Raw genomic sequence first — 14,441 nt, 5'->3', positions numbered from 1 at the left:
GGCTTCGTCGGCGTCGGCCGCTTCGTCGGCGCGGCCTTCTTCTCGGCCACCGCCTCGGCGACCGCGGACGTCTCGGCCACCACCTGAGCCGTGTCGAGCGCCGCGTCCTCGGCGGGCGACGCGGGCGGCACGCTCGGGCGGTCGGCCTCGGCCGCACCGGCCGCCTCCGTCTCGCGGGCGACGGCCGCCTCGTCCGCCGCCGCGAGCCGCGCCGCGGCCTGCTCGGCCACCTCCGGGACCACGACGAGGTCGTCCGTCTCGATGATCGGTATCGCCGCCGTCGTCGGGCCGAGCTGCAGGGCCGCGATGAGCTCGGGGGCGTGCTTCGTGCTGATGATCAAGCGCGACCAGTCCTCGTCGACGAGGTCGATCACCACGGCCGCGGCCGTGCGCTTGATCAGCAGGAAGTCCTTGCCGCCGTGGAACTTCCACGTGCCGGCGGCGATCGTGAGCGGCACGGCCGTGCCGGGCGCGCGGATGCCGCGGACCCAGATCCACGGGTCCTCGGTGACCGTCGCCGAGCGGATGCTCGCGCGGTCGATCACGACGTCTCCGCGATGGAAGGCGAGCAGGCGCTCGGCCCTCGTCAGTCGCAGTTCGAGGCGGTCGGGGAGCACGGTCACGACGGGCATGCCTCTAGTCTGCCCCGAGTCCCCGCACCGCCGGGGAACGGATCGCTCGGCGGTGCGACCATGGACGGATGCCGATGGATCCCGACGAGCTGCGACGCCTGGACGCGCTGCTCGTCGAGCGGCAGGACGAGGCGCGCCGCGAGGCGGCCGTCCTCGACGAGGCCCTCGCCGAGCTGCTGCTGGCCCGCAGCGACGGCACGGCCGACGACGAGCACGACCCCGAGGGCACGCCGCTCTCGGCGGAGTGGTCGCGGATGGCCGGGGTGCGCGACGCTCTGACGCGGACGGAGCGGGAGCTCGCCGAGGCCCGCCGCCGGGTCGGCGACGGCGGCTACGGCGACTGCGCCTCGTGCGGGCGGCCCATCGGGTCGGCGCGCCTCGCCGCCCGTCCCACCGCGGAGCTCTGCATCGACTGCGCGCGGCGGGCCGAGCGCTCGCGCTGAGCCTCGTCCGCCGGCCCTCCTGCGCTGACCCTCGTCTGAGGGCGTGCACAGCCATCGGCTCGGGGAAGCGCGGGTGCGTCTGCGAGAGTTCGCAGGTTGTGCCGTCGTGCCCCCGCGGCCCGTCCCGCGCACTCCTCCCCTCTGCCCGAAAGGCCCTCCCCATGACCGAGACGTCGACCGACCGCGGCGCGACCGGCGCCCCTCCCGCTCCCGACCGCCGGGCCTGGCGCTCGCTGATCGTCCTGCTCGCGGGCATGTTCATCGCCCTGCTCGACACCACGATCGTCAACGTCGCGCTGCCGACCATCCGCACCACGCTCGACGCCTCGGAGTCGACGCTGTCGTGGATCATCTCGGGCTACGCGCTGGCGTTCGGGCTCGCCCTGATCCCGGCGGGGCGCCTCGGCGACCGCTTCGGCCACAAGTGGGTCTTCGTCAGCGGAGTCGCGCTCTTCACCGTCGCGAGCTTCGCCTGCGGCCTCGCGGCCGACGACGTCCAGCTCGTCATCGCCCGCGTCGTGCAGGGCCTCGCAGGAGGCATGTTCGTGCCGGCGGTCAACGCCTACATCCAGCTGCTCTTCCGGGGACCCTCGCGAGGGAAGGCCTTCGCGATCATGGGCGCCGTCCTCGGCGTCTCGTCGGCGCTCGGCCCGATCATCGGCGGCCTGATCATCCAGGCCTTCGGCGACGAGAACGGCTGGCGCCTCGTGTTCTGGGTGAACCTGCCCATCGGAGTCGCGACGCTGATCGCCGCGGCACGCCTGCTCCCCGCCCGCCGCGAGCTGGAGTCGGGCCCGCGCGCGCCCAGCGGCGGTGTCGACTGGCTCGGCCTCGTCCTGGTCTCGGGCGGACTCGTCGCACTGCTCGTCCCGCTGATCCAGGGCGAGGACGAGGGCTGGCCGCTCTGGACGATCCTCTCGATCGTCGGCGGCGCCGTGCTGCTGGCCGCCTTCGGCGCGTGGGAGGTCCTGTACGTCCGCCGCGGACGCACGCCGCTGGTCCCGCCGTCGCTCTTCCGCCACCCGGCTTTCACCGGAGGCGTGATCCTGGCGCTGGTCTACTTCGCGGCCTTCACGAGCATCTTCTTCACGATCTCGCTGCTGTGGCAGTCGGGCCTGGGCCACACGGCACTCGAGTCCGGACTGGTCTCGATCCCCTTCGCCACCGGCAGCATCATCAGCTCCTCGCAGAGCAACCGCCTCACCGCGCGGCTGGGCCGCAACGTCCTCGTCCTCGGCAGCGGCCTCCTCGCGATCGGGCTGGCCTGGGTGTGGCTCGTGCTGCTGAACGCCACTCCGGACTCCCTCACCAACTGGCAGCTGCTCGCTCCCCTGCTGATCGCGGGACTCGGCAACGGCTTCTTCATCGCCCCGAACGTGCAGTTCATCGTCGCCACCGTCGACCCGCAGGACGCGGGCGCGGCGAGCGGCGTGATCTCGGCCATCCAGCGCATCGGCTCGGCCGTGGGCATCGCGGTGATCGGCAGCGTCCTCTTCGGAGGGCTGGTCATCACCGGACCCGACACCGTGGCCTCGGGCTTCCTGGACGCCGCCGCACCCGCGATGCTGCTCAGCACGCTGATGGCCGTCGCGGCCTTCGCGCTGGTGTTCGTCCTGCCGAAGTCGGTCGCGCGCCGCTGAGATCGCCCGGCCGGGCGGCCTGCGCCGCCCGGCCGGTCCTCACGGACGCATCACGGACGCGCTGCCGCAGCCGCCTTCGCCGCCGCGGGCAGCGCGTCGACGATGCGGCCGATCGCGGCGTCGTCGTGCGCGGCCGACACGAACCAGGCCTCGAAGACCGACGGCGGGAGCGAGACTCCCGAGTCGAGCATCGAGTGGAAGAACGCGGGATAGCGGAACGCGTCCTGCGCCTGCACCTCGGCGTAGTCGCGGACGGGTCGCCCGAGATCGGTGAAGACGAAGCTGAACAGGTTGCCGGCCGTCTGCACCGTGTGCGCGACCCCCTCGGCCGACAGAGCCGCCGACACCTCCCGCTGGAGGGTCGCTGCGGTGGCGTCGAGCGCGGCGTAGACCGCGTCGTCGGCCAGCTGCAGCGTGCGGATGCCCGCGGCGACGGCGACCGGGTTCCCGGACAGCGTGCCCGCCTGGTACACCGGGCCCAGCGGAGCGAGGTGGTCCATCACGTCCGCGCGGCCGCCGAGCGCGGCGACCGGCATGCCGCCTCCGATGACCTTGCCGAAGGTGTAGAGGTCGGCGCGGTACGGGGTCTCGGCGCCGCGGTTCTCGAGGCCCCACCAGCCGCCGGCGCTCACCCGGAAACCGGTGAGCACCTCGTCCATGATCAGCAGCGAGCCGTTGGCGTGCACGAGATCGGCGAGGGCCGCGTTGAAGCCCGCCTCGGGAGCGACGACGCCCATGTTCGCGGCCGCCGCCTCGGTGATCACCGCGGCGATCTCGGAGCCGCGCTCCGCGAGGACGGCGCGCACGGCGTCGAGGTCGTTGTAGGGCAGCACGATCGTCTGCGCGGCCGTCGCGGCCGTGACGCCGGCCGAGGCGGGCAGCGACAGGGTCGCGAGTCCGGAGCCGGCGTCGGCCAGGAGCCCGTCGGAGTGGCCGTGGTAGTGGCCCGAGAACTTGATCAGCAGATCGCGCCCTGTGACTCCGCGGGCGAGCCGGATCGCGGTCATGGTGGCCTCGGTGCCGGTCGAGACGAGCCGCAGCTTCTCGATCGGGGAGACGCCGCCCGCGGTGATCCGCGCCTCGACGAGCTCGGCGAGCTCGGTCTCGGCCGGGGTCGAGGCGCCGAACGAGAGGCCGCGCGCGGCCGCCTCCTGCACCGCCGCCACGACCTCCGGGTGGGCGTGGCCCAGCACGGCCGGGCCCCACGAGCACACCAGATCGACGTACTCGCGCCCGTCGGCGTCCGTGATGTGCGGACCCGAGGCCGAGACCATGAAGCGGGGCGTCCCGCCGACCGAGCGGAAGGCGCGGACGGGCGAGTTCACGCCGCCGGGGATCGCGTGCCGGGCACGCTCGTAGAGGCTGTCGTTCGCCGAGACGGCGTTCACCGGGGAAGTCACCCCTCCACGATACGGCGCGCTCGCTGCGCGCCCGGTGGACGAGGAGGGGCGGCGATCAGCGCTTCAGCAGATCGCGCGCGATCTCGACCGCCCAGTAGGTCAGCACGGCGTCGGCACCGGCGCGGAGGATGCCCGTGACGGATTCCAGGATCGCGGGCTCGCGCGAGATCCAGCCGTTCGCGGCGGCGGCCTCGATCATCGCGTACTCCCCCGACACCTGGTACGCCCAGACGGGGACGTCCGAGACGGCGGCCACATCGGCCAGCACGTCGAGGTAGCTCATCGCGGGCTTCACCATCACGACGTCGGCGCCCTCGGCGAGATCGAGCGTCGCCTCGCGCAGACCCTCGCGGCGGTTGGCCGGGTCCTGCTGGTAGGTGCGGCGATCGCCCTCGAGCGTCGACTGGACGGCCTCGCGGAACGGCCCGTAGAAGCTCGATGCGTACTTCGCCGAGTAGGCGAGGATCGCCGTGTCCAGGTGACCCGACTCGTCCAGGGCGCCGCGGAGGGCGCCGACCTGGCCGTCCATCATCCCCGAGAGCCCGAGCAGGTGCGACCCCGCCTCGGCCTGGGCGAGCGCCATCTCCTCGTAGCGGAGGAGCGTCGCGTCGTTGTCGACGCGGCCGTGCTCGTCGAGGACCCCGCAGTGCCCGTGGTCGGTGAACTCGTCCAGGCAGAGGTCGGTCTGCACGACCAGCGCGTCGCCGACCTCCGCCACCACCGCGCGGGTGGCGGCGTTGAGGATCCCGTCGGGATCGGTCGCGCCCGAGCCGACCGCGTCGCGAGTGGTGGGCACGCCGAACAGCATGACGCCGCCCAGTCCCGCCTCGGCCGCCTCGGTCACCGCTCCTCGCACGCTGTCGAGCGAGTGGTGCATCACCCCCGGCATGGAGCCGATCGGACGGGCGTCGGTGATGCCCTCCGCGACGAAGAGGGGGAGGACGAGCTGGGCCGGGTGGATGCGGGTCTCCTGCACGAGCCGGCGCATCGCCGGGGTGGTGCGGAGTCGCCGCGGACGGATGGCGATCATGCTTCCAGCCTAACTCCGCTCGGATGAGCGGCTCCTGGAGCAGAACCTCGGCCGGCGACGGCCCGCCCGACCGACAGCCGACACCCCCCTGGTCTCGGCGGACGTCGAGGGAGCGACCGTTCAGCGGCCGGCGTGCTCCGCGGCGACACGGGCGACCGCGTCGATCAGGGACGACGCCGAGCGCTCGTCGGCGACGACGTCGACGCGGAGGCCGAACGCCCGCGCGTCCTTCGCGGTCTGCGGACCGATGGCCGCGACGAGGGTCGACTCCGGGATCGGGCCGAGCTGGCTCTGCACCTGCTCGGCGACGCTCCCCGAAGTGACGAGGATCGCGTGCACCGCGCCGCTCGCGACATCGGCGACGACACGGTCCTCGACGGGGACGCCGACCGTGCGGTAGGCGACGACCGAGCGGACGTCGTGGCCGATGCGCGTGAGGCCCTCGGTCAGCAGCGGCTTGGCGATCTCGGAGCGCAGGGTGAGGACGCGCAGCGGGTGCTTGCCGCCGGTCGCCTCCTCCCACTCGGCCAGGAGACCGCGGGCGGAGTTGTCCTCGGACGGGACGAGGTCGACGGCGTAGCCGGCGGCGACGAGCGCGGCGGCCGTGGTCTCGCCGACCGCGGCGACGCGGGTGCTCGGGGGGACCCTGGTGCGCAGCAGCGAGAGGACGTCGACGGTGGTCGCGCTCGTGACGGTCATCCAGTCGAACGCGCCGGCCTCGAGGTCGGCGAGGGCCTGCTCGAGCGCCGGGAAGTCGTCGGTCGGAGCGAAGTTGATCATGGGCGCGACGACAGGAGAGGCGCCCTTGGCGCGGAGGGCCGCGGCGACGCCGTCGCCCCACGGGCCACCGCGGGGGACGAGCACGCGCCAGCCCTGCAACGGCTTCTCCCACTGGGAGTAGGCGGCGGGGACGATCACGAAGGGGCTCCCAGGGGTGCGAGGTCGGCGGCACCCGCACCGAGGAGCGCGTCAGCGAGCAGAGAGCCGCAATGGAACGCGGCTTCGACGACGGGCAGTTCGCGACCACCATACTGCGGATCCGCCGAATGTCGACCTCCGCCGATCGAACCGTTACCGACCCGCTCCCTCACCTCTCGGACGAGCGACGCGGAGCCGTCGGTCGCGAAGACGACGCCGCGCAGCACGACCTCGTCCCCCGCCGTCGAGGCGGTCGCACCGATCGGAGCGGCGCAGCCGGCCTCCAGCGCGGCGAGAAGGCTGCGCTCGGCCGTGATGGCGGCGCGGGTCGGAGTGTGCTCGACAGCGGCGAGGGCCGCGCGGAGCTCGTCCGACGGCTCCTCGTCGCGGACCTCGATCGCCAGAGCGCCCTGTCCGGGCGCGTGCGGCGAGACGTCGAAGTCGAGCAGCTCGGTGATCGCCTCGGTCCGGCCGAGCCGGCTCAGCCCCGAGACCGCCAGGACGATGGCGTCCAGAGCCGAGTCGCCCTCCTCCGTCACCCGGCGCAGGCGCGTGTCGATGTTGCCGCGGATGTCGACGATCTCGAGATCGGGGCGGGCCGCCAGCAGCGCGGCACGACGCCGCGGGGAGCCGGTGCCGACGCGGGCTCCCGCGGGCAGGGTCGCCAGCGTGCGGCCGTCGCGCGCGCAGAGGGCGTCGCGCGGGTCCTCGCGCTCCGGCACGGCGCCCAGGACGAGCCCCTCGACGGGAGCCGTCGGCAGGTCCTTCAGGGAGTGCACGATCGCGTCGCAGCGCCCCGCCAGCAGCGCGTCCCGCAGGGCGCTCACGAAGACGCCGGTGCCGCCGAGGGACGCCAGCGAGCCCGTCATGCGGTCGCCGTCGGACTCGATCCGCACCAGCTCGACGGGCACGCCCGCGGCGGCCGCCATGCGACCGGCCGTCATGCGGGTCTGGGCGACGGCGAGGGCGCTCGCGCGCGTGCCCACCCGGATGCTCACCGACGCACCTCCGTCACGGAGCGACTCCCGCGAGCGCGGGCTTGAAGCCGGCGCGGACGTTCTCGCAGCAGCCGGGGCGGCAGACGTCGTACCAGGGGCCGAGCGCCGTCATCGACGGGCGCTCCTCGGTCGGGGTGCCGTTGACCCGCTCGAGCACGAGGTCGACGAGGCCGGCCACGTAGAGCGGGTCGGTGCCGGGCGTGGCGACGCGGATCGCGACGAGGCCGTTCTCCTCGGACGTCTCGAGGGCCTCGTTGTCGAGGTCCCACATGACCTCCATGTGGTCCGACACGAAGCCCAGCGGCACGATGAGCACGGCCTTGCGGCCCCGGGCGGGCAGCTCGGCGATCGCGTCGTTGATGTCGGGCTCGAGCCACGGCTGCGTGGGCGGGCCGGAGCGCGACTGGTAGACGAGCTGCCACGGCACGTCCTCGGTGGTGGCCGCCGCCATGACGACCTCGGCCACGGCGAGGTGCTGCGCCTCGTAGGCGCCGCCCGCACCGAAGCCGTGCACGTCCACGACGGTGCCGTCGTCGTGGCGCTCGTGCGGTCCGCTGCGCTCGGCGTCGGCCATCGGGATCGAGTGCGTCGAGAACAGCACCTCCACCTCGGAGGTGAGGTCGATTCCCGGGAGGCGCCCCTGCAGCTCCTCGAGGCCGTCGTGCACGGCCTTGACGAACGGCATGACGAAGCCCGGGTGGTCGAAGAACTGGCGCACCTTGTCGATCCGCAGCTCGCCCTCCAGGCCGGTGGCGTCGAGCGCCGCGGCGTAGTCCTCGCGGTACTGGCGGCAGGACGAGAAGGAGGAGTAGGCGCTGGTCGCGATGGCGATCAGGTTCGAGAAGCCGCGCTCCTTCGCCTCCGCCACCGCCTCGCTCATGTAGGGCGCCCAGTTGCGGTTGCCCCAGATCACGGGGAGGTCGATGCCGCGCTTCTCGAGTTCGGCCTCGAGGGCCGCCTTCAGCGCGCGGTTCTGCGCGTTGATGGGGCTGACGCCGCCGAAGTGGCGGTAGTGGTGGGCGACCTCCTCGAGGCGCTCCTCCGGGATCCCGCGGCCGCGGGTGACGTTGCGCAGGAACGGGATGACGTCGTCCTGCCCCTCCGGTCCGCCGAAGCCGGCCAGCAGGATCGCGTCGTACGCGACGGGGACCTCGACGTGCTCGGGTCCGGACGCGGCGGCCGGGGTGGCACCGCGGACCAGGACGCCGGAGTCGCTCGTCGGGGAGTCGGGGGTCGTGTCGCTCATCGGAGCACCTCTGCGATCTGGTCGGCCTCGATGCGCCGACCGGTGAAGAACGGGACCTCTTCGCGCACGTGACGACGCGCCTCCGTGGCGCGCAGGTCGCGCATCAGGTCGACCAGGTTGACGAGCTCCTCGTCCTCGAGCGCGAGGATCCACTCGTAGTCGCCGAGCGAGAAGGACGCCACCGTGTTCGTGAGGACGGAGCGGAAGCGCGAGCCCTGACGGCCGTGCTGCGCGAGCATCGAGCGGCGCTCCTCCTCGGGGAGGATGTACCACTCGTAGGAGCGGACGAACGGGTACACCGTCAGCCAGCGGGCCGGCTCCTTCCCGCGCATGTACGCGGGGAGGTGGTTGGAGCTGAACTCGGCGTCCCGGTGCACGCCCATGGCGTTCCACGTGGGAGCGAGACCCGCGAGCAGGTCGGTGCGGCGCAGGACCCGGTAGCCGCGCTGCAGCTCCTCGGGCTCGGAGCCGACGAGCCAGAGCATGATGTCGGCGTCGGCGCGCAGGGCCGAGACGTCGTACGTGCCGCGCACGGTGACGCCCTCGTCCGCGAGCCGGGCGACGACGCGCTCGTACTGCTCGGCGGCCGGGGCCAGTGCGTCGTCGGAGAGGGTGAGCGGACGTACGGGGTCCCTGCGGAGAACCGCCCAGAGCGTGTATCCCAGAGGCTGATCGGCGGGGGCCTGATCGGCGGGGGGCTGCGGCGAGGGAGCGGCAGCGTTCTCTTCGCGGGCGGACTGAACGGGACCCGCCGTTCCGGCGGTCTGATCGGTCATTGATCCATCATCCCTCCGCTCGTGCGGATGCACAAAAGCGACGACGGCTCTGGCGCCCGGGGCTCCGGAACGCTAGCGGTGGCGCACGCACGAACGGCCGCCCCCGGAGGGACGGCCGCTGGTGCGTGCAGGAGGAGCTCAGTCCTCGGTGACCTGCTTGACGACGCCCCAGACGAGGAGTCCGACGGCCGCCGCGACACCCGCCGCGCCGGCGATCAGCGCGGACGGGTTCTGCCGGCTCACGACCCGGAACTTGCGCTCCAGGGTGCGCTGCGCGTCCTTCACCTTGCGGGGCACGTTGATCTTGTACTCGATGGCGTCGAGCGTGGCGGCGAGCTCGGTGCGCGCGCGCTCGATGTCGGCCTTCAGCTGGTCGGGCTTGAGCTCGGCCGGGTCGACGAAGCGGGGGGTCGTGGTGCTCACGTCAGTGGTCATAGGTTCCGACTCCCTTGAACGCCTGGACGTCCTTCTTGATGCTCTCGATCGAGTCCTGCGGGACGGGCGGGACCGCCTTCTTGATCGACTTGACGCCGACCAGGGCGAGCACCACGGCCACGATCAGGAAGAACACGGTGACGATCAGCGCCGACAGCCAGGCCGGCAGCCACGACGAGATGCCGATGATCGCGAAGGTCACTAGCGTGGCCCACGCGGTGAGGAGGAGGAAGGCCGCCACGGCGAACAGCGCCACCGCGAGGCCGGCGTTCTTGGCCTTGCCGGACAGCTCGTTCTTCAGGGAGGCGAGCTCGGCCTTCACGAGCTCGACGACGAGCCCCGGGAGGTCGCCGACGAGCTCGCCCAGTGATCGGGCGTTCTTCGGATTGCGTTCGTTCACCACGGGAGCTCCTCGAGGTCGGGACGTGCCGGCCCGGCACCGGTCGATGGGGCCGAGCGGATGGGGACTAGGCCTTGCTCGTGGAGGTCGACGACGCCGATCCTCCCGAGCCGGCCGAGGCCGCGGCCTCGTCGACCTTCGCCGCCGCGCGACGGGCCGCGGCGGTGGCCTCGGCGTCGCTCGAGCCCTGCGACTTCTTCCCGCCGGCGACCGCCTTCGAGACGACCGTGCGGACGAGCTCGTACGCCTTGTCCGAGACGGTGTCGAGCTGCGTCTTCGCCGCTCCGCCGACCGCTCCCGCGACGTCCTGCACCGGCTGGGTCTGCCAGAACCGGTTGGCCGCCGCGGCGATCTGCTCGTACCGCTTGCGGCCCGCACGTGCTCCCAGCACGTATCCGGCTGCGGCTCCTGCCACGAAGATGATCTTGCCCTTCACGCCTACTCCTCGTCCTGGGCCGCTCTCGCGGCTCGTTCACGCGGTCGATGACCACTCGTGCCGGTGCAGCCCGCACTCATGCGGGTGCCTGCGACCCAGAGTAGCCGTCGCCGTGCCGTTCTTCGTGCGCGATCCCGACGCCTTGACGCACCAGGCGGCGGCGGATAAGGGCGGCCGCCTCCGCCGCGTGCGGGAGCACCGAGGCGAGCCCGGTCCCGGCGATCCAGGTGCCCGTGACGGCGAGTCCGGCGACGGGGGCGAGCGCCTCGCGGAACTCCTCGAGCCGATCGCGCCGGCCGAGCGCGGCGGCCGGGCGGACGTTGGCCCAGCGCACCCGGGCCGAGTCGACGAGGGTCGACGGATCCAGCGGCACGCCCAGCAGGGTCGAGGCGTCGGCCAGTGCGACGGCGGAGGCCTCCGCATCGCTCGCGTCGGCGAGGGGAGGGTGCTCGCCCGGTCGCCCGTACGACAGCCGCAGGACGTGGCGCCCGGGCGGCAGGGTGGCGGCCAGCCACGACCACTTCGCGGTGGCGTGGGTGAGGGCCTTCGCGACGACGTCGTCGGCGGTCGGCGCGACGAGCACTCCGGAGCCGCGCGGAGCGGCGTCGAGGCGGTCGTCGTCGACGACGAGGGTCACGAGCTCGACCGAGTCCTCGCCCGGCTCGCCCTCGTCGCGGGCGGCCGGCACGAGGTCGGCGAGCAGGGCCCGGGCGTCGTGCTCGGGGGTCGCGACGATCACGGCGTGCGCGGTGAGGTCGGAGCCGTCGGCGAGGCGGAGGGAGAAGGGGCCGTCGTCGTCGGCCCGTCCGAGACGCGAGACGCCGACACCGGTGCGGATCTCGCCCGAGAGGTAGTCGATCCGCTCGACGAGGGCCGCCACCAGGCGGTGCATGCCGCCGTCGAGGCCGCGCACCGCGACTCCGGCGGGCACGTTGGCCCGGAGCGCCGCGACGGCGCCCGCGAGCGAGCCGCGGCGGGTGATCGCCCCGTTCAGGCCGGGCGCCGCGAGGTCGACGTCGATGTCCTCGGGCCGGGAGGAGTAGACGCCCGAGACGACCGGGGCGACCAGGTCCTCGAGCACCCTCGCGCCCATCCGCGTGCGCACCAGCTCGGCGAGCGAGTGCGCCCGCCCGATGCGCAGCACGGGCATGAGGGTGTCGAGCCAGGCGCGCGCCGCGCCCCGACGGCCGATCGCGCGGACCACGTCGGCGGCCAGCGGCGTGCTCGGGATCCCGAGGATGCCCGCGCGGGGCGAGGGGACGGAGCGCCCGCCCGCCAGATGCAACCAGGACCCGCCCGTGCTGGGCGCGACGATCGACTCGGCGAGGGGCCTGCCCTCGAGGGTCAGGGCGGCGAGCGCCTTCTCGACGTGGCCGCCCCGGGTGGCGAAGCTCTCGGCGCCGGCGTCGAGCACCGTGCCCGCGAGCTCGAGCGGGGCGACGGAGCCGCCCACGCGCTCCCCCGCCTCGAGCACGACGACCCGCAGGCCGATCCGCAGGCACTCCGCGGCGGCGGCGAGACCCGCGACCCCTCCGCCGACGACCGCGACGTCGTGGTCGACCGGGCTCGGCCGGGAGCTCACGGCCGCCAGTCGTGCGCGAAGGCGACGAGGCGCGTCAGCACGTCCGGGTCGGTCTCGGGCGGCACGCCGTGGCCGAGGTTGAGCACGTGCGCGGGGGCGCTGAGGCCGCGTCGGAGGACGTCGTCGACGTGCGCCGCCAGCACCTCCCACGGCGCCGAGAGCAGCGCAGGGTCGACGTTGCCCTGCACCGGCACGAAGCCGCCGAGCCGGTGGTTCGCCTCGTCGAGGGGGATCCGGTAGTCGACACCGACGACGTCCGCACCGATGGCGTGCATGGCGCCGAGCAGCTCCCCCGTGCCGACGCCGAAGTGCACGATCGGCACGTTGCGGCGGACGCCGCCCGATTCGAAGGCCAGGTCGCGCACATGAGTGAGGGCGCGGGCGGAGGCGGGGGCGACTCGGGCGGTGTAGTCGGCGAGCGACAGCGCTCCGGCCCAGGAGTCGAACAGCTGCGCGGCGCTGGCGCCGGCGAGCACCTGCGCGCGGAGGAAGCGGCCGGTGACCTCGGCCGTCCACTCCATCAGGCGGCCCCAGGCGTCCGGATCGGCGTGCATGAGAGTGCGGGCGCGGATGTGGTCCTTCGACGGCCCGCCCTCGACGAGGTAGGCGGCGAGGGTGAAGGGCGCTCCGGCGAAGCCGATGAGAGGGGTGTCGCCCAGGCCCGCGACCGTGCGGCGCACGCCCTCGCGGATCGGCTCGAGGCTCTCGTCGAGCACGGCCGGGTCGATCGCGGTCAGCTCCTCGACGTCGGCCGCCGTGCGGACGGCCTTCTCGAGCACCGGGCCCCGACCGGGGACGATGTCGACCGCGACCCCTGCGAGCCGCAGGGGGATCACGATGTCGCTGAAGAAGATGCCCGCGTCCGTGCCGTGCCGGCGCACCGGCTGGAGCGTGATCTCGCTCGCCAGCGCCGGATCGAGGCAGGCGTCGAGCATCTTGGTGTCGGTGCGCAGCGCCCGGTACTCCGGCAGGCTCCGCCCGGCCTGCCGCATGAACCAGACCGGCATGCGCTCGGGGCGCTCGGAGCGGTAGGCGCGCACGAGCGCGGAATCGGCGGTGCGCCCGGCGGAGAGGGGGTGCAGCGGATCGAGCAGGCCGTCGAGGGGGGAGGTCACCGCGGCATTATTCCAGGCTTCCCCGAGCGTTCCTCCCGGATCCCGGGCCCGCCGCCCCGGGACGGCGCGTAGACTGCTCGGGTGCTTCTGTGTCTGACGGCGTCGCACAAGAACGCCAGCTTCGATCTCCTCGAGAAGCTCTCCGTCGACTCCTCCGCCGTCGCCTCGGCCCTGGCGGACGGCATCGACTTCGTCTCGGGGGCCGTCGTCGTGGCCACCTGCAACCGCTTCGAGGCGTACCTCGACATCGACGAGCCGCTGACGGCCGCCCGCGCGGTGGCCGTCGAGGCCGCCACTGCCGCGGTCAGCGCCGCCACCGGAGTCGCGCAGGAGCAGCTGCGCGGCAGCGTCGACGTCGTCTCGGGCGATCGCGTCGCCGAGCACCTGTTCGCCGTCTCGAGCGGACTCGAGTCCGTCGTCGTCGGCGAGGGCGAGATCGCGGGCCAGGTGCGCCGCTCCCTCGAGGAGGCCCGCCGCCTCGGCACCACCTCGTCCGAGCTCGAGCGCCTGTTCCAGCGCGCCTCGCAGACCTCCCGCGGCATCAAGAACCGCACCGGCCTCGGCAGCGCCGGCCGCTCGATCGTCCGGCTCGCTCTCGACCTCGCCTCCAGCCGCGTCACCGACTGGCGCGCGGCCCGGGTGCTCCTGATCGGCACCGGGAGCTACGCGCGCGCGACCGTCGCCGCCCTGCGCGACCGCGGCGTCGTGGACATCGCCGTGCACTCCCCCTCCGGCCGCGCGGAGGGCTTCGCCGTCCGCCGCGCCCTGCGCCCGATCGCGGGCGCCGACCTCGCCGCCGAGGCGGTCGCCGCCGACGTCGTGATCACCTGCACCACCACCGAGACCCCCGTGCTCGACGCGGCGCTCCTCATCCACGGGCGCCTGCACGCGGCCGCGCGCGAGCGCCAGCTCGTCATCGACCTGGGCCTGCCCCGCAACGTCGCCGCCGACGTGACCAGCGTCTCCGGCGTCGAGCTCCTCGACCTCGAGACCATCAGCCTGCACGCCCCGCTCGAGGTGCTCGACGCCTCCGAGAAGGCGCGCGCGCTCGTCGACAAGGCCGCCCGCAAGTTCTCGGACGTCGCCGACGAGAAGAGCCTCACGCCGGCCGTCGTCGCCCTCCGCGCGCACGTCTTCGACGCCCTCGACGCCGAGATCGAGCGCGCCCGCTCGCGCGGCGACGACGACGGACGGACCGAGCAGGCGCTGCGCCACCTCGCCGGCGTCCTGCTGCACACTCCGAGCGTCCGCGCCCGCGACTACGCCCGCGCCGGTGCTCAGGAGGCGTACCTCACGGGCCTCGAGGCGCTCTTCGGCATCGAGGTGCCCGCCGAGCCGGCCGTCGCACGGCCGCGGAGCGACGACTCCGCCGCCACGGCCTGAGCCGGTC

General features: G+C 73.7%; 15 protein-coding genes. 3 read left to right on the top strand and 12 right to left on the bottom strand.

All coding sequences use genetic code 11. From position 1 onward, the window contains the following. Window positions 1–632: hypothetical protein (locus tag NB037_RS09370; RefSeq protein WP_251945382.1), on the bottom strand; the 632-nt coding region annotated here is incomplete at its 3' end. Window positions 633–700: 68 nt separating this feature from the next. On the opposite strand from NB037_RS09370, the gene NB037_RS09365 reads away from it, so the two are divergent. Together NB037_RS09365 and NB037_RS09360 are read left to right on the top strand one after the other, a co-directional pair. Next, window positions 701–1,075, top strand: a complete 375-nt coding sequence (locus NB037_RS09365) for a TraR/DksA family transcriptional regulator (RefSeq protein ID WP_251945381.1) — start codon at window positions 701–703, stop codon at window positions 1,073–1,075. 161 nt (window positions 1,076–1,236) lie between these two features. Further along, window positions 1,237–2,715: an MFS transporter gene (locus NB037_RS09360; protein WP_251945380.1), complete on the top strand. Its 1,479-nt coding sequence runs from the start codon at window positions 1,237–1,239 to the stop codon at window positions 2,713–2,715. Between the two features lie 50 nt (window positions 2,716–2,765). Here NB037_RS09360 and hemL read toward each other — a convergent pair whose 3' ends face one another. From hemL to hemE, 11 genes are all read right to left on the bottom strand, one after another. Further along, complete coding sequence (gene hemL / locus NB037_RS09355; RefSeq protein ID WP_251945379.1) at window positions 2,766–4,115, bottom strand: glutamate-1-semialdehyde 2,1-aminomutase; 1,350 nt, start codon at window positions 4,113–4,115, stop codon at window positions 2,766–2,768. Between the two features lie 55 nt (window positions 4,116–4,170). Beyond that, entirely contained in the window at window positions 4,171–5,145 is a 975-nt protein-coding gene (gene hemB / locus NB037_RS09350) for a porphobilinogen synthase (protein ID WP_251945378.1), read from the bottom strand. A gap of 120 nt (window positions 5,146–5,265) precedes the next feature. Then, complete coding sequence (locus NB037_RS09345) at window positions 5,266–6,060, bottom strand: uroporphyrinogen-III synthase (RefSeq protein ID WP_251945385.1); 795 nt, start codon at window positions 6,058–6,060, stop codon at window positions 5,266–5,268. After that, window positions 6,060–7,061: a hydroxymethylbilane synthase gene (gene hemC, locus NB037_RS09340; RefSeq protein ID WP_308202068.1), complete on the bottom strand. Its 1,002-nt coding sequence runs from the start codon at window positions 7,059–7,061 to the stop codon at window positions 6,060–6,062. Before hemC ends, NB037_RS09345 begins: the two co-directional genes overlap by 1 nt. Window positions 7,062–7,074: 13 nt before the next feature. Then, window positions 7,075–8,307, bottom strand: a complete 1,233-nt coding sequence (locus tag NB037_RS09335) for a ferrochelatase (RefSeq protein WP_251945376.1) — start codon at window positions 8,305–8,307, stop codon at window positions 7,075–7,077. Beyond that, window positions 8,304–9,083, bottom strand: coding sequence for a hydrogen peroxide-dependent heme synthase (gene hemQ, locus NB037_RS09330; protein WP_251945374.1), 780 nt, complete (start codon window positions 9,081–9,083; stop codon window positions 8,304–8,306). Before hemQ ends, NB037_RS09335 begins: the two co-directional genes overlap by 4 nt. Window positions 9,084–9,221: 138 nt before the next feature. Next, the gene (locus NB037_RS09325) at window positions 9,222–9,506 is read right to left on the bottom strand and encodes a DUF3618 domain-containing protein (RefSeq protein WP_251945372.1); all 285 of its coding nucleotides are present in this window, start codon (window positions 9,504–9,506) and stop codon (window positions 9,222–9,224) included. 1 nt (window position 9,507) lies between these two features. After that, a complete protein-coding gene (locus tag NB037_RS09320) occupies window positions 9,508–9,921 on the bottom strand; it encodes a phage holin family protein (RefSeq protein ID WP_077224022.1) in 414 nt (137 codons plus the stop codon). A gap of 64 nt (window positions 9,922–9,985) precedes the next feature. Further along, window positions 9,986–10,354 carry a YtxH domain-containing protein gene (locus NB037_RS09315; RefSeq protein ID WP_251945370.1) on the bottom strand — a complete coding sequence of 123 codons (369 nt, stop codon included), beginning with the start codon at window positions 10,352–10,354 and terminating at the stop codon, window positions 9,986–9,988. Window positions 10,355–10,430: 76 nt separating this feature from the next. Beyond that, window positions 10,431–11,936, bottom strand: a complete 1,506-nt coding sequence (gene hemG / locus NB037_RS09310) for a protoporphyrinogen oxidase (RefSeq protein ID WP_251945369.1) — start codon at window positions 11,934–11,936, stop codon at window positions 10,431–10,433. Further along, window positions 11,933–13,051 (bottom strand): uroporphyrinogen decarboxylase, encoded by a 1,119-nt coding sequence (hemE, locus tag NB037_RS09305; RefSeq protein WP_251945368.1) that lies wholly within the window; start codon window positions 13,049–13,051, stop codon window positions 11,933–11,935. Before hemE ends, hemG begins: the two co-directional genes overlap by 4 nt. Before the next feature lie 81 nt (window positions 13,052–13,132). Between hemE and NB037_RS09300 the strand changes: the two genes are divergently transcribed. After that, window positions 13,133–14,434 (top strand): glutamyl-tRNA reductase, encoded by a 1,302-nt coding sequence (locus NB037_RS09300; RefSeq protein WP_251945367.1) that lies wholly within the window; start codon window positions 13,133–13,135, stop codon window positions 14,432–14,434. The last annotated feature ends 7 nt before the right edge of the window (window positions 14,435–14,441 follow it).

The sequence above is a fragment of the Rathayibacter rubneri genome (genome assembly GCF_023743255.1).
GTDB classification, from domain to species: domain Bacteria; phylum Actinomycetota; class Actinomycetes; order Actinomycetales; family Microbacteriaceae; genus Rathayibacter; species Rathayibacter rubneri.
The sequence above is the reverse complement of the archived record's forward strand: the minus strand, read 5'-3'. Positions and strand labels throughout refer to the sequence as shown.

Bases quoted from the DNA above. Each gene is read 5' to 3' on its own strand.
- hemB (WP_251945378.1), bottom strand. From the start codon at position 5,145: ATGATCGCCATCCGTCCGCGGCGACTCCGCACCACCCCGGCGATGCGC.
- NB037_RS09335 (WP_251945376.1), bottom strand. From the start codon at position 8,307: ATGAGCGACACGACCCCCGACTCCCCGACGAGCGACTCCGGCGTCCTG.
- NB037_RS09360 (WP_251945380.1), top strand. From the start codon at position 1,237: ATGACCGAGACGTCGACCGACCGCGGCGCGACCGGCGCCCCTCCCGCT.
- NB037_RS09365 (WP_251945381.1), top strand. From the start codon at position 701: ATGCCGATGGATCCCGACGAGCTGCGACGCCTGGACGCGCTGCTCGTC.
- hemQ (WP_251945374.1), bottom strand. From the start codon at position 9,083: ATGACCGATCAGACCGCCGGAACGGCGGGTCCCGTTCAGTCCGCCCGC.